This is a genomic window from Apilactobacillus xinyiensis (assembly GCF_019656235.1).
Classification (GTDB): domain Bacteria; phylum Bacillota; class Bacilli; order Lactobacillales; family Lactobacillaceae; genus Apilactobacillus; species Apilactobacillus xinyiensis.
The window spans coordinates 1-18731 of record NZ_BPLL01000006.1 but is presented as its reverse complement, the minus strand read 5'-3'; the positions used below and the strand labels follow the sequence as shown (position 1 = coordinate 18731).

At 34.7% G+C, this 18731-nt stretch carries 35 protein-coding genes; all 35 read right to left on the bottom strand.

Annotated elements, in window-relative coordinates; translation table 11 throughout:
- Nucleotides 1-68 precede the first annotated feature (68 nt).
- Nucleotides 69-461 carry a 30S ribosomal protein S9 gene (gene rpsI, locus K5Q11_RS02225; RefSeq protein WP_054657612.1) on the bottom strand — a complete coding sequence of 131 codons (393 nt, stop codon included), beginning with the start codon at nucleotides 459-461 and terminating at the stop codon, nucleotides 69-71.
- Nucleotides 462-474: 13 nt separating this feature from the next.
- Nucleotides 475-918: a 50S ribosomal protein L13 gene (gene rplM / locus K5Q11_RS02220; protein ID WP_220728654.1), complete on the bottom strand. Its 444-nt coding sequence runs from the start codon at nucleotides 916-918 to the stop codon at nucleotides 475-477.
- Nucleotides 919-1043: 125 nt separating this feature from the next.
- Entirely contained in the window at nucleotides 1044-1829 is a 786-nt protein-coding gene (gene truA, locus K5Q11_RS02215; RefSeq protein WP_220751099.1) for a tRNA pseudouridine(38-40) synthase TruA, read from the bottom strand.
- 9 nt (nucleotides 1830-1838) lie between these two features.
- Nucleotides 1839-2633, bottom strand: a complete 795-nt coding sequence (locus tag K5Q11_RS02210) for an energy-coupling factor transporter transmembrane component T family protein (RefSeq protein WP_220751066.1) — start codon at nucleotides 2631-2633, stop codon at nucleotides 1839-1841.
- A 1-nt stretch (nucleotide 2634) separates the two neighbouring features.
- Entirely contained in the window at nucleotides 2635-3507 is an 873-nt protein-coding gene (locus K5Q11_RS02205; RefSeq protein WP_220751065.1) for an energy-coupling factor transporter ATPase, read from the bottom strand.
- Entirely contained in the window at nucleotides 3477-4316 is an 840-nt protein-coding gene (locus K5Q11_RS02200) for an energy-coupling factor transporter ATPase (RefSeq protein WP_220751064.1), read from the bottom strand. Before K5Q11_RS02200 ends, K5Q11_RS02205 begins: the two co-directional genes overlap by 31 nt.
- 172 nt (nucleotides 4317-4488) lie before the next feature.
- Entirely contained in the window at nucleotides 4489-4872 is a 384-nt protein-coding gene (gene rplQ, locus K5Q11_RS02195) for a 50S ribosomal protein L17 (protein ID WP_054657608.1), read from the bottom strand.
- Between the two features lie 21 nt (nucleotides 4873-4893).
- On the bottom strand, nucleotides 4894-5844 hold the full coding sequence (locus K5Q11_RS02190) for a DNA-directed RNA polymerase subunit alpha (protein WP_056966168.1): 951 nt from the start codon (nucleotides 5842-5844) through the stop codon (nucleotides 4894-4896).
- A gap of 72 nt (nucleotides 5845-5916) precedes the next feature.
- The gene (gene rpsK, locus K5Q11_RS02185) at nucleotides 5917-6306 is read right to left on the bottom strand and encodes a 30S ribosomal protein S11 (RefSeq protein WP_220728650.1); all 390 of its coding nucleotides are present in this window, start codon (nucleotides 6304-6306) and stop codon (nucleotides 5917-5919) included.
- A 22-nt stretch (nucleotides 6307-6328) separates the two neighbouring features.
- Nucleotides 6329-6691 (bottom strand): 30S ribosomal protein S13, encoded by a 363-nt coding sequence (gene rpsM / locus K5Q11_RS02180; protein WP_220728649.1) that lies wholly within the window; start codon nucleotides 6689-6691, stop codon nucleotides 6329-6331.
- Between the two features lie 30 nt (nucleotides 6692-6721).
- Nucleotides 6722-6838 (bottom strand): 50S ribosomal protein L36, encoded by a 117-nt coding sequence (gene rpmJ / locus K5Q11_RS02175; protein WP_034531530.1) that lies wholly within the window; start codon nucleotides 6836-6838, stop codon nucleotides 6722-6724.
- Nucleotides 6839-6868: 30 nt separating this feature from the next.
- Nucleotides 6869-7087, bottom strand: a complete 219-nt coding sequence (infA, locus tag K5Q11_RS02170; protein WP_054657603.1) for a translation initiation factor IF-1 — start codon at nucleotides 7085-7087, stop codon at nucleotides 6869-6871.
- Nucleotides 7088-7243: 156 nt separating this feature from the next.
- Complete coding sequence (locus K5Q11_RS02165) at nucleotides 7244-7894, bottom strand: adenylate kinase (protein ID WP_285289884.1); 651 nt, start codon at nucleotides 7892-7894, stop codon at nucleotides 7244-7246.
- A 27-nt stretch (nucleotides 7895-7921) separates the two neighbouring features.
- Complete coding sequence (secY, locus tag K5Q11_RS02160; protein WP_220751062.1) at nucleotides 7922-9238, bottom strand: preprotein translocase subunit SecY; 1317 nt, start codon at nucleotides 9236-9238, stop codon at nucleotides 7922-7924.
- The gene (gene rplO / locus K5Q11_RS02155) at nucleotides 9238-9669 is read right to left on the bottom strand and encodes a 50S ribosomal protein L15 (protein ID WP_054657599.1); all 432 of its coding nucleotides are present in this window, start codon (nucleotides 9667-9669) and stop codon (nucleotides 9238-9240) included. Before rplO ends, secY begins: the two co-directional genes overlap by 1 nt.
- A 23-nt stretch (nucleotides 9670-9692) precedes the next feature.
- Entirely contained in the window at nucleotides 9693-9875 is a 183-nt protein-coding gene (rpmD, locus tag K5Q11_RS02150) for a 50S ribosomal protein L30 (RefSeq protein WP_056966161.1), read from the bottom strand.
- A gap of 14 nt (nucleotides 9876-9889) precedes the next feature.
- Nucleotides 9890-10393: a 30S ribosomal protein S5 gene (gene rpsE / locus K5Q11_RS02145; protein WP_220728646.1), complete on the bottom strand. Its 504-nt coding sequence runs from the start codon at nucleotides 10391-10393 to the stop codon at nucleotides 9890-9892.
- Nucleotides 10394-10415: 22 nt separating this feature from the next.
- The gene (gene rplR, locus K5Q11_RS02140; RefSeq protein WP_220728645.1) at nucleotides 10416-10772 is read right to left on the bottom strand and encodes a 50S ribosomal protein L18; all 357 of its coding nucleotides are present in this window, start codon (nucleotides 10770-10772) and stop codon (nucleotides 10416-10418) included.
- 50 nt (nucleotides 10773-10822) lie between these two features.
- Nucleotides 10823-11362 (bottom strand): 50S ribosomal protein L6, encoded by a 540-nt coding sequence (gene rplF, locus K5Q11_RS02135; RefSeq protein ID WP_220751061.1) that lies wholly within the window; start codon nucleotides 11360-11362, stop codon nucleotides 10823-10825.
- 29 nt (nucleotides 11363-11391) lie between these two features.
- Nucleotides 11392-11790 carry a 30S ribosomal protein S8 gene (gene rpsH / locus K5Q11_RS02130; RefSeq protein ID WP_220728643.1) on the bottom strand — a complete coding sequence of 133 codons (399 nt, stop codon included), beginning with the start codon at nucleotides 11788-11790 and terminating at the stop codon, nucleotides 11392-11394.
- Nucleotides 11791-11822: 32 nt separating this feature from the next.
- Nucleotides 11823-12008, bottom strand: a complete 186-nt coding sequence (locus K5Q11_RS02125; RefSeq protein WP_054657589.1) for a type Z 30S ribosomal protein S14 — start codon at nucleotides 12006-12008, stop codon at nucleotides 11823-11825.
- Nucleotides 12009-12022: 14 nt separating this feature from the next.
- Entirely contained in the window at nucleotides 12023-12565 is a 543-nt protein-coding gene (rplE, locus tag K5Q11_RS02120) for a 50S ribosomal protein L5 (protein ID WP_054657587.1), read from the bottom strand.
- Nucleotides 12566-12593: 28 nt separating this feature from the next.
- Nucleotides 12594-12902, bottom strand: coding sequence for a 50S ribosomal protein L24 (gene rplX, locus K5Q11_RS02115; protein ID WP_054657586.1), 309 nt, complete (start codon nucleotides 12900-12902; stop codon nucleotides 12594-12596).
- Nucleotides 12903-12932: 30 nt separating this feature from the next.
- A complete protein-coding gene (gene rplN, locus K5Q11_RS02110) occupies nucleotides 12933-13301 on the bottom strand; it encodes a 50S ribosomal protein L14 (RefSeq protein ID WP_054657584.1) in 369 nt (122 codons plus the stop codon).
- Between the two features lie 51 nt (nucleotides 13302-13352).
- Nucleotides 13353-13613: a 30S ribosomal protein S17 gene (rpsQ, locus tag K5Q11_RS02105; RefSeq protein WP_220728642.1), complete on the bottom strand. Its 261-nt coding sequence runs from the start codon at nucleotides 13611-13613 to the stop codon at nucleotides 13353-13355.
- A 26-nt stretch (nucleotides 13614-13639) separates the two neighbouring features.
- Complete coding sequence (gene rpmC / locus K5Q11_RS02100) at nucleotides 13640-13834, bottom strand: 50S ribosomal protein L29 (protein ID WP_054657580.1); 195 nt, start codon at nucleotides 13832-13834, stop codon at nucleotides 13640-13642.
- On the bottom strand, nucleotides 13824-14258 hold the full coding sequence (gene rplP, locus K5Q11_RS02095) for a 50S ribosomal protein L16 (RefSeq protein ID WP_220728641.1): 435 nt from the start codon (nucleotides 14256-14258) through the stop codon (nucleotides 13824-13826). Before rplP ends, rpmC begins: the two co-directional genes overlap by 11 nt.
- Nucleotides 14259-14260: 2 nt before the next feature.
- Nucleotides 14261-14926, bottom strand: a complete 666-nt coding sequence (gene rpsC / locus K5Q11_RS02090) for a 30S ribosomal protein S3 (protein WP_220728640.1) — start codon at nucleotides 14924-14926, stop codon at nucleotides 14261-14263.
- 13 nt (nucleotides 14927-14939) lie between these two features.
- Nucleotides 14940-15287: a 50S ribosomal protein L22 gene (gene rplV, locus K5Q11_RS02085; protein ID WP_054657574.1), complete on the bottom strand. Its 348-nt coding sequence runs from the start codon at nucleotides 15285-15287 to the stop codon at nucleotides 14940-14942.
- Nucleotides 15288-15303: 16 nt separating this feature from the next.
- Nucleotides 15304-15582 (bottom strand): 30S ribosomal protein S19, encoded by a 279-nt coding sequence (gene rpsS / locus K5Q11_RS02080; protein WP_220728639.1) that lies wholly within the window; start codon nucleotides 15580-15582, stop codon nucleotides 15304-15306.
- A 63-nt stretch (nucleotides 15583-15645) separates the two neighbouring features.
- A complete protein-coding gene (gene rplB / locus K5Q11_RS02075; protein WP_220751060.1) occupies nucleotides 15646-16482 on the bottom strand; it encodes a 50S ribosomal protein L2 in 837 nt (278 codons plus the stop codon).
- Nucleotides 16483-16508: 26 nt separating this feature from the next.
- Nucleotides 16509-16796, bottom strand: coding sequence for a 50S ribosomal protein L23 (gene rplW, locus K5Q11_RS02070; protein WP_220728637.1), 288 nt, complete (start codon nucleotides 16794-16796; stop codon nucleotides 16509-16511).
- Complete coding sequence (gene rplD, locus K5Q11_RS02065) at nucleotides 16796-17419, bottom strand: 50S ribosomal protein L4 (RefSeq protein ID WP_220751059.1); 624 nt, start codon at nucleotides 17417-17419, stop codon at nucleotides 16796-16798. The genes rplW and rplD overlap by 1 nt, the downstream gene beginning before the upstream one ends.
- 17 nt (nucleotides 17420-17436) lie before the next feature.
- A complete protein-coding gene (gene rplC / locus K5Q11_RS02060) occupies nucleotides 17437-18072 on the bottom strand; it encodes a 50S ribosomal protein L3 (RefSeq protein ID WP_220728635.1) in 636 nt (211 codons plus the stop codon).
- A gap of 38 nt (nucleotides 18073-18110) precedes the next feature.
- On the bottom strand, nucleotides 18111-18419 hold the full coding sequence (gene rpsJ / locus K5Q11_RS02055) for a 30S ribosomal protein S10 (protein WP_056966150.1): 309 nt from the start codon (nucleotides 18417-18419) through the stop codon (nucleotides 18111-18113).
- Nucleotides 18420-18731 lie beyond the last annotated feature (312 nt).

The following is an 18731-nucleotide window of genomic DNA, read 5'->3' as shown; positions in this document are numbered from 1 at the left end:
TTATCAAACAAGATAATAAAAGAAAAAGACACTTTAAACAAGTAAAGTGTCTTTTAACGTTAAAAATATTAACGTTTTGAGAATTGTCCTGACTTACGAGCTTTCTTAAGACCAGGTTTCTTACGTTCTTTCATACGAGCATCACGAGTTAATAAACCGGCGCTCTTCAATGGACCACGGAAGTCTGGGTCTACTTCTAGTAATGCACGAGCGATTCCGTGACGAGTAGCACCAGCTTGTCCAGAGTATCCACCACCATGAACATTAACTAAAGCATCGTAGTTACCTAGAGTTTCAGTAACGTTGAATGGTTGAGCAACTACTTCTCTCAAACTTGGGAATGGAATGTAGTCTTCGATAGATTTTTTGTTCATAACAACTTTACCAGTTCCTGGTACTAAAAGTACACGAGCAACTGAATCTTTACGACGGCCTGTGCCGCGATATTGTACTTGAGCCAATTAAGTTTCCTCCTTAAATTAGGTTATTAATGTCTAATACTTCAGGTTTTTGAGCTTCATGACCATGATCAGCACCAGCGTAAACATGTAAGTGTAACATTTGTTTGCGACCTAGTGTGTTATGAGGAAGCATACCTTTAACTGATGTTTCGATTAATTTGTCTGGAGTGTTTTTACGCATTTCTCCAGCAGTCTTTTGTTTAAGACCACCTAAATAACCAGTATGATGGGAGTATACTTTACGACTTGCTTTACGACCTGTTAATGCAACTTTTTCAGCATTAATCACAATTACATTATCACCAGTATCTACGTTAGGTGTAAATGTTGGTTTATTTTTTCCACGTAAAATCTTAGCAACTGTAGAAGTAAGACGACCTAGACTTACATCAGTCGCATCAATAATGAACCATTTGCTTTCAACTTCACCTGGTTTTGCCATATATGTTGTACGCACTTTAAATTCCTCCATGTTTCTGTGTTTGTTCGACACCAATATAAGTTTCCGGGGCTTATTGTGGGGCAAACAATACCAGTTACCATAATACAAATAAATGTCAACAAAGTCAACCATAATATGTGTTAACGATATGGTAATTTAGTAGGATGCTCCGGATCCTCCCCTTTATAATAAACCTTTTTTAAATATAGTCCACATGCCGCTGCTGTTCGACGAGCCTGATCCCTATCTTTAACTTTATACAGTCTCAAAATATCATGTTTATCTCGATAGTTAGAACCAATTTCTAAAAGCACTCCAACCATTATTCGAACCATATTATATAAAAAACCATTTCCATAAAACTCAAATTCTAGTTCATTCTTATCTTTATTATATGAACAAGTAGCATTATAAATAGTTCTAACATTACTCTTAGCAGTAGAGCCAGATGCAACAAAACTAGTAAAATCATGTTCACCAACTAAATCATTCAAAGCAACTTTTATATTGTCCATTTCAATTGGGAAACGCCAATGAGCAGTATAAAATCTTTTAAATGGGTTAATGAATTCTCCTAGATAAACTTTGTATACATATTTTTTTCCCGAAACATCATACCTAGCATGAAAATCATCGGAAACTTTTTCCACTTTTATTATCTCGACGTCTAACGGCATCAAACTATTTAAAGCTTTGAACATATTAATTTCATTTAAATTAAATGGAAAATCAAAATGAACAACTTGACCTAATGCATGTACGCCAGAATCTGTTCGACCAGATCCGAACACTTCAATGTCGCTTGAATGAGCCATTTTATTGACTGCCTTAGTAAGGGTACCTTCAACAGTTCTTTGATTTGGCTGTCTTTGAAATCCTGCAAAGTTAGTGCCATCATAAGCAACTGTCACTTTATATCGCAAAATGATCTCTCCCTAATTTCTAAAAAATATAATCATTAAACTAATTACAAAAAACAACATCATACTAATATAATCGTTCATTCCTATTAAATATGACTTAAATTTAGTTCTTTTCATTTCAGGTGAATATCCTCTGGCTTCCATTGCAACACTTAACTCATCAGCATGCTTAAATGCACTAACAAATAAAGGAACTAATAATGGAATTAATGATTTAATTCTTTTAACAAGATTGCCATTACCAAAGTCTACTCCCCTGGAACGCTGTGCATTCATTATACTCGTAGCTTCATCTGTCAACGTTGGTACAAACCGCAAAGCAATCGATATCATTAAAGCAATCGTATCAACTGGACAATGAATTTTTTTTAAAGGTGATAATATTTTTTCAATCCCATAAGATATAGCTAGCGGACTAGTTGTCAAAGTTAATAGTGTAGAAATAGTAATAATTAACATAAATCGCATAAAGATATACGCAGCACTTATTAAACCTAAAGAAGTAATCTTAAAAATCCAAAAAGAAAAATAAATATGTCCACCTGCACTAAAGAATAGTTGCAACAAAACAGTAATAATTATTAGTAATATTAACGGTCTAATTCCTTTTAAGAAAAATCCAAATGAAATTTTAGAAAGATACAAAGAAATAAAACATAAAAAAAATAACAATGCATAGGTTAAATAATTGTTAGCAAAAAAAACAATCACAATAAAATAAAAACTAATTAATATTTTCATAGCTGGATTTAAATTATGAACTAAAGAATTTCCAGGCATATATCTTCCAAAAATAAAGTTCTCCATTTTAATTTCTCCCTCTAGAAAACATTTTTATAATTTGATCTCCTAACTGATTAACATGCATGGGAACGGATTCATTCAATGGTAATTGATTTGCAATTAATTGATTATAAAATTTTATTGAAGATGGCAAAGTTAAATCATACTTGTTTAAGAGTGATTCATTACTAAAAATATTTTGCGCAGTATCAAATGCTACAACTTTTCCATTATGCATAATAACAACATTTTCAGAATATGAAGCAACTATATCCATTTGATGACTTATCAATATTATTGTCATATTTTGTTCAACATGTAGTTTATGAATTAAATTCATAATAAATTTTTGCCCCTTAGGATCTAAGCCCACCGTAGGTTCATCCAAAACAAGAATCTCAGGTTTCATTGCTAAAACACCAGCTATAGCTACTCTTCTCATCTGTCCACCAGATATTTCAAATGGTGATTTATTCATAATACTAATTGGCAATTGAACTAATTTTAAACTTTCTTCAACAACAGAATCTATTTTAGATTCATCCATTCCAAAGTTTAATGGTCCAAACGCAATATCTTCTCTAACAGAATCAGCAAATAATTGTTTTTCTGGAAATTGAAAAATCAAACCAACTTTTTTTCTAAGTGGTTTCAAATTTTTATTAGTAGTCTTAGAGTTAATTTTAAAATCATCAATTTCAATTGATCCGTTTGTCGGTTTAATTAAAACATTTAACATTTGAACTAATGTAGATTTACCACTACCTGTTTTTCCAATAATAGACGTAAATGAACCTATAGGGATATTCAAATTAACGTTTTCTAAAGCTTTATATTCATATGGAGTGTCGTGTTGATAATAATAATCTACATTTTTAAATATAATTTCTTTATGCATTCAATTAGTTCCCCTTCATTCATGTATCTGTTAGGTAATTGTAATTTATGTTTAATTAGATACTTAGATAATTGAGCAGAAAACGGCAATTCTAAAGCATACTCCTCTAAATCTTTAACATTTTCAAATAATTTTTCTGGACTAGTATCTTCAACTAACTCACCATTACTCAAAAGTAATACTCGATTAGAAAGTTTTATTTCTTCAACATCATGTGTTATTGATATAACCGTCATATTACTTTTACGACTAAATTCATCAATTACATTCAAAATATTATTTCTACCCTGTGGATCTATCATGCTTGTAGATTCATCAAGTATTAATATTTTAGGATTTAAGGCTAGCACTCCAGCAAGCGCTATTCGTTGCTTTTGACCACCTGATAATTTACTAGGTTCATGTTTACGATACTTTTGCATATCAACTAGATCTAAAACATTATCAATTATTTTAATCATTTCATCACGAGAAAATTGATAATTTTCTAAACCAAAGGCAATATCATCTTCTACTGTTGCTCCAACAAATTGATTATCAGGATTTTGAAAAACTAAACCTATATTTTTTCGTATTTTATTTACATTTTTTTCATTAATTTCATCGCCATTCATACTAATACTACCACTATCAAGCTGTACTAAACCATCTAAAAGTTTAATTAAAGTACTTTTGCCGCTTCCATTATGTCCAATGATAGATACCCATTCACCGGTTTTTATATTAAAACTAATATTATTAATTGTTTTTGTTTCAGAATCATTATATTTAAAATTAATATTTTTAACTTCTATTATGTTATTTAACATTTTAATCACACCTCCTATAAGTTATTTTTATGTATAAAAAAATCACTATAAGGTTTTATAGTACGAAGAATTAATCTCCATTCAAGCTAGACTTGGAATAATTCCATCATCATAACGCTTTATACTATAAAACCCTAGTGATTCCTATGATAAGATATTAAAAAAGTAAATATTAATCAACTAATTGTAATATAACCATTGATGCTCCATCACCACGACGAGGCATAGTCTTTAAGATTCTAGTGTAACCACCATTACGATCAGCATATTTTGGTGCAATTTCATCAAAAAGCTTTTGTAATGCAGTTGTAACCTTAACACCATTACCATCTTCTTTGGCATCAGCAACAACATTTTGTAAAAATGCAGCTGCTTGACGACGAGCATGAAGATCACCACGTTTACCAAGGGTAATCATTTTGTCTGCAGTTGAGCGTACTTCTTTAGCACGTGCTTCAGTAGTTTTAATTTGACCATTAACTAATAAGTCAGTAGTTAAATTTCTTAATAATGAACGACGATGCGCACTAGTACGTTGCAATTTACGGTAACTCATAATTGGATATCCTCCTTTATACTAATCTTCTTTACGAAATGATAATCCAAGGTTAGCAAGTTTTTCTCTTACTTCAACTAAAGACTTACGTCCTAAGTTACGAACCTTCATCATATCCATTTCACTTTTGTCAGTCAATTCTTGAACAGTGTTGATTCCAGCACGTTTCAAACAATTGTATGAACGAACAGATAAATCTAATTCTTCAATAGTCATTTCAAGCATTTTTTCTTTATGTGTTTCTTCTTTTTCAACCATGACTTCAGCATTTTTAGCTTCATCGGTTAAATCAACAAACATAGATAAATGTTCACTTAAAATCTTAGCTGCTAAACTAACAGCCTCACTAGGAGTAATAGAACCGTCAGTCCATACATCTAATGTTAGTTTATCAAAATCAGCTCTTTGACCAACACGTGCATTTTCAACTTGATAATTAACACGTTCGATTGGGGTATAAATGGAATCAACTGGTAAGACACCGATTGGCATTCCATCATTACGAGCCTTATTTTCATCAGCAGAAACATATCCACGGCCTTTGTTGGCAGTCATTCTCATATGGAATGTTGCACCTTCAGCAACTGTACAAATCTTAAGATCAGGGTTTAGAACAGTAACGTCTCCATCAGCTTGGATATCGCCAGCAGTTACCTGAGCAGGTCCAGTTACGTTAATTTCCATTGATTTCTCTTCATCGTCAGCGATATCAAGTTTCAAAGAAATTTTCTTTACATTCAAAATGATTTGAGCTACATCTTCTACAACACCTTTAACAGTGGAAAATTCATGCAACACATCATCAATTTGAATACTAGTAACAGCGGCACCAGGTAAAGATGAAAGTAAAATTCTTCGCAACGAGTTTCCAAGAGTTGTACCATAACCACGTTCTAATGGTTCTACGACAACTTCTCCATAATTATCAGTTTCATCAATCTTATGAATATTAGGTTTTTCAAATTCAATCATTCTTATCCTTTACCCCTTTCAAAACGCTATGAGTCAAAAATTATTTTCATCTTGAACAAGATGAATAAGAAATTAAACTCGACGACGCTTTGGAGGACGAGAACCGTTATGAGGAACTGGGGTAACATCACGAATTGCAGCAACTTCTAAACCGGTAGCTTGAAGTGCACGAATTGCGGATTCACGACCAGAACCAGGTCCTTTAACTGAAACTTCTACGGATTTCATACCGTGTTCCATTGCAGTTTTAGCAGCAGCTTCTGCAGCCATTTGGGCAGCAAAAGGAGTTGACTTACGACTTCCACGGAAACCTAAAGCACCAGCTGATGACCAAGCAATTGCGTTACCTTGAACATCAGTAATCATAACTAAAGTATTATTGAAAGTAGAGTGAATATGAGCAACACCGGCTTCAATATTCTTCTTTACTCTACGTTTACGACTGTTTCTCTTTTGAACCATGGTTTACAAACCTCCTTTTATACTATTTTTTACCAGCCATTGTGGTTTTCTTACCCTTACGAGTACGGGCGTTGTTCTTTGTATGTTGACCTCTAACTGGTAATCCACGACGATGACGAATACCTCTGTATGAACCAATTTCTTGAAGTTTCTTGATGTTCATACTTACTTCACGACGTAAGTCACCTTCGATTTTGTAACTATCTACAACTTCACGGATTTTATCTTCTTGATCTGGTGTCAAATCACGAACACGAACATCTTCTGAAACGCCAGCTTTAGCAAGAATTTCAGCAGAAGTACTTTGACCAATACCATAAATGTATGTTAGACCAATAACGATACGTTTTTCACGTGGTAAATCAATTCCGGCGATACGAGCCATTAGAATACACCTCCTGTTTTTATAGGTAAATTATTTACCTTGTCTTTGTTTATGTTTAGGGTTTGAGCAAATAACCATAACGCGGCCTTTTCTCTTAATAACTTTACAGTTTTCACACATCGGTTTTACTGATGGACGAACTTTCATACTATAAACCTCCTATACTATGCAAAACGATTACTTAAATCTATAAGTAATACGTCCCTTGCTTAAATCATATGGTGACATTTCAACAGTAACGCGATCTCCAGGTAAAATTCTAATATAATGCATACGTATTTTACCAGAAACATGTGCTAAAATTTCATGTCCATTTTCAAGTTCAACACGAAACATAGCATTAGGTAAAGTTTCAGTAACCTTACCTTCAATTTCAATAACATTATCCTTAGACAAAGAATTTCCTCCTCGAAAATAGTTAATTTACATCAATAAATAAATTATATTAGTAAACAAAACATTAAAAGATTCTATTAAAACACAATTATTATACACAAAAGTCTATCATACAAATAATATAGCTACAATAAACATTATAATCAAAGTATCTTATTAAAATCTTTGTAATATTTTATCAATGTCTTTTTTAACATCATCAATATTTTGATTACCATCAACTGTGTATAGCAAACCTTTTTGTTTGTAAAAATCTATTAAAGGTGTGTTCATTTTAATGTTAACATCTAAACGATTTTTTACAGTTTCGGGTTTGTCATCACTACGTTGATAAAATTCATGTCCACCACAGATATCACAAGTATCATTAACTTTAGGCATTTTGTAGATTTTATGGTAAGTAGCGCCACAGTTTTTGCAAATAAATCTGCCTGAGAGTCTTTCAACTAAAACATCAGGATCAACATCAATATTAATAACAGCATCTAATTTATTATCTAACTCAGAAGTGATATTTTCTAAACTATTAGCTTGATCAATTGTTCTTGGAAAACCATCTAGCATATAACCAACTTTAGTGTCATCTTCAGATAGTCTTTCTTTCACAATTCCACAAGTAACGTCGTCAGGTACCAAATTACCCTTATCAATATATTGTTTTGCTTTTAATCCTAAGTCAGTCTTATTGCTAATCGCTGCTCTAAAAATATCCCCAGTAGATATATGAGGTATCTTATACTTTGCAACAATGTCTTCAGCTTGTGTACCTTTTCCAGCACCAGGAAGACCCATTAAAATTAAATTCATTGACATAATAATATCCTCCAGCTCAAATTATAATTTATCAGGACGAGAATCCTTAATGAAACCTACATATTCTCGTTTCATCATAAGACCTTTTATTTGTCTAATGGTTTCGATTGCAACACCAACAACGATTAGTAAGCTAGTACCACCTAAACCAATAGATTCATCCAGATTCCAAACATTTTGAGCAATCAAAGGAATCAAAGCAACTACACCTAAGAAAATAGCACCAACGGCACTTAATCTCATTAATAATGATGAAACGTAACTTTGTGTCTCATGACCAGGCCAAACGCCTGGTATATAACTTCCTTGTTTTTGCAAGTTCTCGGATAACTTTTCAGGGTTAACCTGAACGAAAGCATAGAAGAAAGTAAATAAGATAATTAATAATGTATACAATGTTGCTCCATAAACAGTTTGCATATTAAAGACATTACTCATAACTTGATACCAAGTATCACCAGAGTGATTCTTAGCAAAAGCCATCAAAATTGTTTGTGGCGTAGATATGAAAGAACTAGCAAAAATTACAGGTATAACCCCAGCTACATTAACCTTCAAAGGTAAGTAACTGTTACTAGATGAACCTGAAACTCTCTTGGTGTATTGAATAGGAATTCTACGTTCAGCTTGTTGAACCCATGTTACAAAAGTAACTATGATAAGAATAACTATAAACAATGCTACAACAAAAGCTATTGATTGCCATAATTGTGAATTAGAATCCCCAACAAAATATTCTTTGTAAATTTGTTGAATTCCAACAGGAATTCTAGCAATAATACCGGCAAAAATAATCATTGAAACACCTTGACCGATACCTCTATCTGTAATCATATCACCCATCCAAGTAGTTAACATAGAACCACCTGTAAGAATTAATCCGATACTTATATAAGTAGAAGGTCCAGGATTTTGAACAAGATTTAAACTACTTAAAGCGTTAAATCCAGCTGTAATTCCAATAGATTGGATAAAAGCAAGAAAAACGGTTAACACCCGTGTAACTTGATTTAATTTTTTCCGACCAACTTCTCCTTGTTTACTCCATTCAACGAAGCGAGGAACTATATCCATTTGAAGAAGTTGAACAACTATTTGTGCTGTAATATAGGGCGAAACACCCATAGCGAAAAGTGAATAATTTGTTAATCCACCACCACTAAAGGTGTTCAAAATGCTAACCAATCCAGATGAGGCAACGCTTTGGAGTGCATTTGCGTTTATTCCAGGAACAGTTATAAAAGCTCCAAGCCTAAATACGATCAATACTCCTAAGGTAAAAAGAATTTTATTTCTAATGTCTTTAACCTTAAAAGCGTTTTTCATGGTTGATAGCATTAGATCACCTCAATCTTACCGCCAGCGTCTTCAATTGCTGCCTTAGCAGTAGCAGAAAATTTACTTGCTTTAACTGTAAGCTTTTTGCTTAAACTACCATTTGCAAGAACTTTGATACCGCTCTTAGTATTCTTAACAATACCAGATTCTTTTAATAATTCTGGTGTAACTTCAGTACCGTTATCGAATTGTTCTAAAGTAGTTAAATTAACAACAGCGTATTCTTTACGACTAATGTTAGTGAAACCACGTTTTGGAATTCTACGGTATAAAGGCATTTGGCCCCCTTCAAAACCTAAACGAGTTTTGCTACGAGCTTTTTGACCTTTTTGTCCACGACCAGAAGTCTTACCTTTACTTCCAAGTCCTCGACCTAATCTTTGTCTTGAACTACGTGAACCTTCAGCGTATTTTAATTCATGTAATTTCATGAGAAGCGCACCTCCTTGTTATTTTACTTAACTTGTTCAACTTTAACTAAGTGTGCAATTTTAAACAAAGCTCCACGAGTAGCTTCATTGTCTGGTAACTCAACTTGACTGTTAACACGGCCTAAGCCAAGAGCTTTAACAATCTTACGTTGTTTGGGGAGTCGGTGAGCAGCACTATGAGTTAAAGTAACGTGTAATTTAGCCATCTTCTAACCCCTCCTTATTCTGCTAAGTGTTGAGTAGAAACACCACGTAAAGCGGAAACTTCTTCTGCACTCTTTAATGATTTTAATCCTGCAAATGTTGCACGAATAGCATTGATTGGGGTATCTGAACCCAAACGTTTACTTGTAACATCAGCAACACCAGCTAATTCCATAACTGAACGTACAGCACCACCGGCTGCAACTCCAGAACCTTCTTCAGCTGGTTTTAACATGATCTTACCACCACCGTAAGTACCGATAATTTCATGAGGAATAGTTGTACCAACAATTGGAACAGTGATTAAATTCTTACGACCATCTTCAACGGCTTTGCGAATAGCTTCTGGAACTTCTTGAGCTTTTCCAGTACCGAATCCAACATGTCCATTTTTATCACCAACAACTACTAAAGCGGCAAATCTAAGACGACGACCACCTTTAACAACCTTAGTAATACGGTTGATTGAAACAACAGTGTCTTCAAGTTCTAATTTACTTGGATCAATAAATTCTGCCATTTGTGGTTAATTCCTCCTTTTCTTAAAATTCTAATCCGTTTTCACGTGCGCCTTCAGCTAAGGCTTTAACACGTCCATGGTATAAGTATCCACCACGATCGAAAACAACATTTTTAATTTTCTTGTCAGCAGCACGCTTTGCAACTAATGAACCAACAGAGTTTGCTTGTTCAGTCTTGTTGCTACCACTAACTTCTTTGTCAAGAGTAGAGGCACTAGCAAGCGTTACACCCTCTACATCATCAATAACTTGAGCGTAGATGTTTTTATTAGAACGGTAAACGTTTAAGCGTGGGCACTCAGCAGTACCAGAAATTTTGTTACGAACACGCAAATGACGACGTTGACGTGTTTTGTTTTTGTCTGGTTTTGAAATCAAAATAGTCACCTCTAAATTCAAATATTAATAAAGTAATATAATCAAATAGATTATTTACCAGTTTTACCTTCTTTACGACGTACAACTTCGTTTTCGTAACGAATACCTTTACCTTTGTAAGGTTCTGGTGAACGAACGGCACGAACTTTAGCAGCAAAGTCACCAACAAATTGTTTGTTAATACCACTAATATTAATTGTAGTGTTGTTAGGTGTTTCAACAGTTAAATCATCATTGATAGCAATTTCAACTGGGTTTGAGTAACCAACATTTAAAGTTAAGTTACTACCCTTAGCTTGTGCACGGTAACCAACACCGACTAATTTAAGAGTTTTACTAAAGCCTTTAGTAACACCTTCAACCATATTGTTGAAGTTAGCACGCATTGTTCCGTGCATTGCACGTTCTTTGTTATCGTACTTACCAGTAGGTTCAAAAGTTACGATGTTATCGTTAATGTTCATTTTAATCATTGGTGAAAATTCGCGGGTTAAAGTACCCTTTGCACCTTTAACAGTAACCATATCACCATCTCTTTTTACTTCAACACCTTCAGGTAATACAACTTTTCTATAACCGATACGACTCATTATTACACCTCCATTTCTTTAAAAAAGTATTACCAAATGTATGCTAATACTTCTCCACCAATTTTTTTAGCACGAGCTTCTTTATCAGTAATTAAACCTTCAGAAGTTGAGATGATAGCAATTCCTAAACCGTTTAAAACCTTAGGAACTGAATCAGATTTAACATATGAACGTAAACCTGGTTTAGAAATTCTCTTTAAGCCAGAGATAACTTGTTCATTGTTTTTACCATATTTAAGAAATACACGAATAACGCCTTGTTTGTCGTCATCAATGTATTCAACATCGCGAATAAAACCTTCACGTTTTAAAATTTCAGCAATGTTACGCTTGATTTTTGAAGCAGGAACTTCAACAGATTCGTGACGAACCATGTTAGCGTTACGAATACGTGTTAAAAAGTCTGCAATTGGGTCTGTCATGGACATTAACGTAAACCTCCCTTGTTTTTAAATATATTTTACCAACTAGCCTTTTTCATACCAGGAATTTGTCCCTTATGAGCAAGTTGTCTTAAGCAGAGTCGGCACAAATGAAACTTCTTGTAAACTGAATGAGGGCGTCCACAACGTTCACAACGTGTGTAGTTTTGAGTAGAAAACTTTGCTGGACGTTCACTCTTTACAACTAATGCTTTTCTAGCCATTGTATAACCTCCTCTTATTTAGCGAATGGCATTCCGAATTGACCTAACAATTCTTTTGATTCTTCATCAGTGTTAGCAGTTGTAACAATAACAATGTCTAAACCACGAACACGGTTAACGTTATCATAGTTAATTTCTGGGAAAATTAATTGTTCACGAATACCTAAAGTGTAATTACCGCGACCATCAAATGATCTATTGTTTACACCATGGAAATCACGAACACGAGGTAATGAAACATTAATTAATTTGTCTAAGAAATCATACATACGTTCTCCACGAAGAGTAACTTTAGCTCCGATAGCGTTACCTTCACGTAATCTAAAACCAGCAATTGATTTTTTAGCTTTAGTAATTAAAGGTTTTTGACCTGAAATTAATGCTAATTCAGCAACAGCTTCGTCTAGGTTTTTAGCGTTAGTAACTGCGTCACCAACACCCATGTTTAGAACAATTTTGTCAAGCTTAGGAGCTTGCATAATTGATGAGTAGTTGAATTTTTCAACTAAAGATTTGCTTATTTCATTCTTGTATTTGTCTTGCAAACGGTTTGACATGAAAAGGTATCCTCCTTTCAATTAAGTATTAATCGATAGATTTGTTTGTCTTTTTAGAAATACGAACTTTCTTTCCATCTTCAACTTTGAAACCAACACGAGTAGGTTCATTGTTTGATGGATCAATTAACATAACGTTTGAAACATGAATAGGAGCTTCAACTTCTTGAATTCCACCTTGTGGATTAGCTTGTGAAGCTTTTTGATGTTTCTTAACTTTGTTAATACCTTCAACGACTACGCGGTCTTTTGAGGCAATAGTTTTGGTAACAGTTCCTTCTTTACCTTTATCTTTACCACTAATAACGCGAACTTTGTCACCGGTCTTAATAAACATTTAACGGCACCTCCTTGGTCAACAATAGTATTAAAGTACTTCAGGCGCTAAGGAAACAATCTTCATAAATTGGTTGTCACGTAGTTCACGAGCAACTGGTCCAAAAATACGTGTTCCCTTTGGACTCTTATCGTCTTGTACTAAAACAGCAGCATTTTCATCAAAACGAATGTATGAACCATCTGCACGACGAGAAACCGCCTTTGTTCTAACAATAACAGCTTTTACAACGTCACCTTTTTTGACAACGCCACCTGGTGTTGCTTGCTTAACAGTAGCAACAATTATATCACCGATACCAGCGTATCTTCTACTTGATCCACCTAAAACTTTAATAGTTAAAAGTTCACGGGCACCTGAGTTATCAGCAACTTTTAAACGACTTTCTTGTTGAATCACAGTTAATACCCTCCTTCCGGTATTTACTCAGAATACGATAAAATATAAAACCTAGATAGTTACCGCTTTTTCAACGATATTTACTAAACGGAAATGCTTAGTAGCTGAAAGCTTACGTGTTTCCATAATTTCAACAACATCGCCAACTTTAGCTGCGTTGTTTTCATCATGAGCTTTGTACTTTTTAGAGTATTTAACACGTTTTCCGTAAGTAGGATGGATTTTATATGTTTCAACAACAACAGAGATAGTTTTATCCATCTTGTCTGAAACCACACGGCCTTTGTAGACCTTACGCATATTACGTTCCATACATTACAACCTCCTTTTATCGTATTCTACTTGTTTAATTCTTCTTGACGTAAAGATGTCTTAATTCTAGCAATATTTTTGCGAACTTGTTTCAATCTTGCAGTGTTTTCCAATTGACCAGTAGCTAATTGAAAACGAAGGTTGAACAATTCTTCTTTATAACTTTGTTCCTTCTCAATTTTTTGAGCAGTGGTTAGTTCATTAATTTCTTTAGCCTTCATTTGATTCGCCACCTACTTCCTCACGTTTAATAATCTTAGTTCGAACAGGAAGTTTTGTTGAAGCTAAACGCAAAGCTTCTTTAGCAACTTCATCAGAAACTTCTCCAACTTCAAATAATACTTTTCCACGTTTAACGGGTGCTACCCATCCTGCTGGAGAACCTTTTCCGTTACCCATACGAACTCCTACACCTTTTTCAGTGTATGATTTATGAGGGAAAATCTTGATCCAAACTTTCCCACCACGTTTCATATAACGAGTAATAGCAATACGACAAGCTTCGATTTGACGGTTTGAAATCCAATGTGAATCTAAAGCTTGTAATCCATAACTACCGAAAGCTACCTTAGTTCCACCCTTTGAGTGTCCACGTAACTTACCACGGTGTTCACGACGGAACTTAACACGTTTAGGTACTAGCATGTTTATTTCCCTCCTTTATTTTCTTTCTTATCACTTGGTTTAGTTGGTAATACTTCACCACGGTAAATCCAAGTCTTAACACCAATTGAACCATAAGTAGTATGTGCTTCTACCCATGAGTAATCAATATCTGCTCTTAATGTATGCAAAGGAACAGTTCCATCAGAATATGTTTCGATACGAGCCATATCTGCACCATTTAAACGACCAGCAACTTGAGTTTTAATACCCTTTGCTCCTGAACGCATTGCACGTTGCATACCTTGACGCATTGCACGACGGAAAGCTACACGGCCTTCTAGTTGACGAGCAATGTTTTCACCAACTAATTTAGCATCTAAATCAGGTTTCTTGATTTCAATGATGTTGATGTGTACACGTTTGCTTGTTAAAGCATTTAATTCTTTACGAAGATTTTCGACTTCTGAACCGCCTTTACCAATAACCATTCCTGGTTTTGCAGTATGAATTGAAACGTTAACGCGTTTAGCTGCACGTTCAATTTCTACTGTTGAGACGGATGCGTCAGCGAGTCTTTTTTCAATATAAGCACGGATTTTTAAGTCTTCATTCAAATTAGCAGCAAAATCTTTTTCTGCATACCATTTGGCTTCCCAATCACGAATGATTCCTACACGTAATCCGGTTGGATTAATTTTTTGACCCACGGCTTTATCCCTCCTATTTTTCTGAGACTACTACTGTAATGTGACTAGTACGTTTGTTAATTGGAGAAGCAGAACCTTTAGCACGAGGACGGAAACGTTTTAAAGTTGGTCCTTCGTTAACAAAAACTTCGCTTACTACCAAGTCTTCTCTATCTAAATCAAAATTGTTTTCTGCATTAGCTACGGCAGACATAAGAACTTTTGATACAACTGGAGATGCACTCCTTGGAGTGAACTTCAAAATTGCATTTGCTTCTGAAACGCTTTTACCTCTAATAAGATCAACTACAAGGCGGACCTTACGAGCTGCAATACGAACAGTTCTAGCAGTAGCTTTTGCTGATGTAATTTGTTCAGCCATTAGTTATCCTCCCTTGTTAAACAGTTTTCTTATCGTCGCCACTACCATGACCATGGAATGTGCGAGTTGGTACGAATTCACCTAATTTATGGCCTACCATATCTTCTTGAACGTAAACTGGGACATGTTTTCTCCCATCATAAACTGCGATAGTGTAACCAATGAAACTAGGGAAAATAGTTGAACGACGTGACCAAGTTTTAATTACTGATTTCTTTTCTTGATCTTTTTGAGCATCGATTTTTTTCAAAAGATGTTTGTCGGCAAAAGGTCCCTTTTTTAAACTACGACCCATTATGAAACCTCCTCTTCGATAACTTTATCAAAATAATCTACATTTTCTTGCAGATATATTATATTATTTTCTTGCTTTACGACGACGAACGATAAACTTGTTAGAACGAGCTTTCTTAGAACGAGTTTTCTTACCGTTAGTCTTCTTGTGCCATGGTGATAATGGTGATGGGTAACCAACAGGAGCTTTACCTTCACCACCACCATGAGGGTGATCGTTAGGGTTCATTACAGAACCACGAACGTGAGGACGTTGACCTTTGTAACGGTTACGACCAGCTTTACCAATGTTGATTAATTCGTGTTCTTCGTTACCAATGCTACCGATTGTGGCACGGTTAACAGAAAGAATCATACGAACTTCACCAGAAGATAATCTTACTAATACGTATTTACCTTCCTTACCAAGTAATTGAGCTGAACCACCAGCAGAACGAACTAATTGTCCACCCTTACCAGGTTTTAATTCAATATTATGAATAACGGTACCAACAGGAATGTCCTTTAATGGTAGTGCGTTACCCACCTTGATATCAGCGTTTGAACCTGATTGAACTTTGTCGCCAACTTTTAATCCTTTAGGTGCAATAATGTATGATTTAATACCATCAGTATAAACAACTAAAGCGATGTTAGCAGTACGGTTTGGATCGTATTCAATAGTCTTAACAATACCATCTACGTCATCATGATTTCTCTTGAAATCAATAATACGGTATTGGTTTTTGTTACCGCCACCACGATGGCGAACAGTCATGTGACCGTAGTTATTACGACCAGCAGTATGCTTTTTAGCAGCTAATAATGACTTTTCAGGTGTTGAAGTAGTGATAACACTGTAATCAAAACCAGTCATATTACGACGACCATTAGTGGTTGCCTTGTATTTTTTAATCGCCACTGTATTTCCCTCCTATATTATTTATTTTATTTATCGCTAAATAATTTAATTTCTTTTGAATCGTCAGATAAAGTAACAATTGCTTTACGACGTTTCTTAGTATATCCAACATAACGACCTTGGCGTTTTAATTTACCTTTAAGGTTCATTATGTTAACTTTAACAACCTTAACATCAAAGATATCTTCAATTGCTTTCTTTACTTGTGTCTTAGTTGCTCGTAAATCAACATCAAATGTATATCTCTTGTCGTCCATTAATGAAGTAGATGCTTCAGTAATAACTGGACGTAAAATAATATCGCGTGATTCCATTATGCGAGCACCTCCTCTACTTGAGAAAGAGCAGCCTTTGTGATGACAACTTTTTCACTACGTAAAACGTCTAAAGTATTAATACCTTCAGCGTTTACTACTCTAACATTTTCAATGTTACGAGCTGAAATAGCAGCGTTTTTGTTGTCTTCTTCCAAAACTACTAATGTTTTAGCTGCAGAATCTAATTTACTTAGCATGTCTTTAAAACTCTTTGTTTTAGGAGCATCGAAGTTAATTGAGTCAACAACTACGAAATTATCGTTAGTAACTTTTTCTGTTAATACAGATTTTAAAGCTAAACGACTAACTTTTTTAGGTAAGTGGTAACTGTATGAACGAGGAGTTGGTCCAAATACAATACCGCCTCCACGCCATTGTGGTGAACGAATTGAACCTTGACGAGCACGTCCAGTACCCTTTTGACGCCATGGTTTTTTACCACCACCGCGAACAGCACTTCTATTCTTAACAGCGTGAGTACCTTGACGTAAACATGCTCTTTGCATAGTTACGGCGTCGAATACTACGTTATCGTTTTGTTCAATAGCAAAAATTGCATCGTTTAAATCAACGTTTCCGTTTTTGCTACCATCTTGTTTATATAATGCTACGCTTGTCATTTATGGTTCCTCCTTTCTTATTTTTGTGATCCGCGTGAAGCAGATTTAATAGTTAAGAATGATTTATTTGCACCTGGTACGTTACCTTTAATTAAAAGAACGTTGTTTTCAGCATCAGCTTTAACAATTTCAAGGTTTTGAATAGTAACTTGTTTGTTACCCATTCTACCAGGAAGTTTCATACCCTTAGTTACTCGGTTAATAATAACACCAAGAGAACCAGGACGACGGTGATATCTTGAACCATGAGTTTCAGGTCCACGAGCTTGACCATCTTTATGAACGTTACCTTGGTATCCATGACCTTTAGTAATTCCAGTTACATCAACGACATCTCCTGCTTGGAAAATATCTGCCTTGATTTCATCTGATACTTTATAATCACCAAGCTCAACATCTCTGATTTCTTTAATGAAGCGCTTAGGATCTGTTTTTGCTTTTGCTACATGACCTTGTTCTGGTTTGTTACTTAAAACAGTTCTCTTGTCATCGTAACCTAATTGAATAGCGTTGTAACCATCAGCCTCTGCAGACTTAGTTTGTAATACAACGTTAGGAGTTACGTCAACAACAGTTACTGGAATTAACTCACCGTTTTCATCGAAAACTTGAGTCATTCCAACTTTTTTACCTAAGATTCCTTTTTTGGTCATGAGTACACCTCCGATATTAATGTATTTTATAGTTTTTATTATAGTTTGATTTCGATATCAACGCCACTTGGTAAATCAAGTTTCATTAATGAATCAACAGTTTTTGGTGTTGGATTCAAAATATCGATTAAACGTTTATGAGTTAACATTTCAAATTGTTCACGTGACTTCTTGAATTTATGTGGTGAAGCCAAAACAGTATAAACAGTTCTATCTGTTGGCAATGGAATTGGACCAGAAATGTTTGCTCCAGTTCTTTGCGCAGTAGCAACAATCTTTTCAGCAGATTGATCTAAGATACGGTGTTCATATGCCTTTAAACGAATACGAATTTTTTGTTTTGCCATTGTTTTCCCTCCTCGCCTTTATTTGAAAATAAGACTAGCTCCGTGAAAATTACCGCCACGCCCTATCATGGCAAAGCGGCCGGGTGTGTCGCAACCTTTCACATCAAAGCCGAATGTAAACATATACCCCAAGAGCATACTAATCCCCTGCGGCAATTACCTATTTATAATACTAGATTTATTATATAAATGCAAGGGGTTATAAATATAAAAATAAAAAAAGAGTAATGCTTTTTGTACCGCCTTAAAAAAGTTAGACATAATATCTAATTTTTTAAGGCGGTTTTTTTATGTCAAAATATTCAACTAAAA

What these genes read in the sequence shown, in the direction of transcription:
- K5Q11_RS02125 (WP_054657589.1), bottom strand. Translation starts at nt 12,008, where the DNA reads ATGGCTAGAAAAGCATTAGTTGTAAAGAGTGAACGTCCAGCAAAGTTT.
- rplC (WP_220728635.1), bottom strand. Translation starts at nt 18,072, where the DNA reads ATGACCAAAAAAGGAATCTTAGGTAAAAAAGTTGGAATGACTCAAGTT.
- secY (WP_220751062.1), bottom strand. Translation starts at nt 9,238, where the DNA reads ATGCTATCAACCATGAAAAACGCTTTTAAGGTTAAAGACATTAGAAAT.
- rplW (WP_220728637.1), bottom strand. Translation starts at nt 16,796, where the DNA reads ATGGAATCACGCGATATTATTTTACGTCCAGTTATTACTGAAGCATCT.
- rplQ (WP_054657608.1), bottom strand. Translation starts at nt 4,872, where the DNA reads ATGAGTTACCGTAAATTGCAACGTACTAGTGCGCATCGTCGTTCATTA.
- rpsH (WP_220728643.1), bottom strand. Translation starts at nt 11,790, where the DNA reads ATGTCCATGACAGACCCAATTGCAGACTTTTTAACACGTATTCGTAAC.
- K5Q11_RS02165 (WP_285289884.1), bottom strand. Translation starts at nt 7,894, where the DNA reads ATGAATTTAATTTTAATGGGTCTTCCTGGTGCTGGAAAAGGTACACAA.
- rplF (WP_220751061.1), bottom strand. Translation starts at nt 11,362, where the DNA reads ATGAGTCGTATCGGTTATAGAAAAGTTGTATTACCTGAAGGTGTTGAA.
- K5Q11_RS02210 (WP_220751066.1), bottom strand. Translation starts at nt 2,633, where the DNA reads ATGGAGAACTTTATTTTTGGAAGATATATGCCTGGAAATTCTTTAGTT.
- rplE (WP_054657587.1), bottom strand. Translation starts at nt 12,565, where the DNA reads ATGTCAAACCGTTTGCAAGACAAATACAAGAATGAAATAAGCAAATCT.
- rpsS (WP_220728639.1), bottom strand. Translation starts at nt 15,582, where the DNA reads ATGGGTCGTAGTTTAAAAAAGGGACCTTTTGCCGACAAACATCTTTTG.
- rpsE (WP_220728646.1), bottom strand. Translation starts at nt 10,393, where the DNA reads ATGGCAGAATTTATTGATCCAAGTAAATTAGAACTTGAAGACACTGTT.
- rpsK (WP_220728650.1), bottom strand. Translation starts at nt 6,306, where the DNA reads ATGGTTCAAAAGAGAAACAGTCGTAAACGTAGAGTAAAGAAGAATATT.
- rplV (WP_054657574.1), bottom strand. Translation starts at nt 15,287, where the DNA reads ATGGCTGAACAAATTACATCAGCAAAAGCTACTGCTAGAACTGTTCGT.
- K5Q11_RS02200 (WP_220751064.1), bottom strand. Translation starts at nt 4,316, where the DNA reads ATGTTAAATAACATAATAGAAGTTAAAAATATTAATTTTAAATATAAT.
- rplP (WP_220728641.1), bottom strand. Translation starts at nt 14,258, where the DNA reads ATGCTAGTACCTAAACGTGTTAAGTTCCGTCGTGAACACCGTGGTAAG.
- rpsQ (WP_220728642.1), bottom strand. Translation starts at nt 13,613, where the DNA reads ATGGAACGTAATATGCGTAAGGTCTACAAAGGCCGTGTGGTTTCAGAC.
- rpsM (WP_220728649.1), bottom strand. Translation starts at nt 6,691, where the DNA reads ATGGCTCGTATCGCCGGAATTGATTTACCACGTGAAAAACGTATCGTT.
- rpsJ (WP_056966150.1), bottom strand. Translation starts at nt 18,419, where the DNA reads ATGGCAAAACAAAAAATTCGTATTCGTTTAAAGGCATATGAACACCGT.
- rpmD (WP_056966161.1), bottom strand. Translation starts at nt 9,875, where the DNA reads ATGGCTAAATTACACGTTACTTTAACTCATAGTGCTGCTCACCGACTC.
- rplD (WP_220751059.1), bottom strand. Translation starts at nt 17,419, where the DNA reads ATGACAAGCGTAGCATTATATAAACAAGATGGTAGCAAAAACGGAAAC.
- rplX (WP_054657586.1), bottom strand. Translation starts at nt 12,902, where the DNA reads ATGTTTATTAAGACCGGTGACAAAGTTCGCGTTATTAGTGGTAAAGAT.
- rpmJ (WP_034531530.1), bottom strand. Translation starts at nt 6,838, where the DNA reads ATGAAAGTTCGTCCATCAGTAAAACCGATGTGTGAAAACTGTAAAGTT.
- K5Q11_RS02190 (WP_056966168.1), bottom strand. Translation starts at nt 5,844, where the DNA reads ATGATTGAATTTGAAAAACCTAATATTCATAAGATTGATGAAACTGAT.
- rplO (WP_054657599.1), bottom strand. Translation starts at nt 9,669, where the DNA reads ATGAAATTACATGAATTAAAATACGCTGAAGGTTCACGTAGTTCAAGA.
- rpmC (WP_054657580.1), bottom strand. Translation starts at nt 13,834, where the DNA reads ATGAAGGCTAAAGAAATTAATGAACTAACCACTGCTCAAAAAATTGAG.
- K5Q11_RS02205 (WP_220751065.1), bottom strand. Translation starts at nt 3,507, where the DNA reads ATGCATAAAGAAATTATATTTAAAAATGTAGATTATTATTATCAACAC.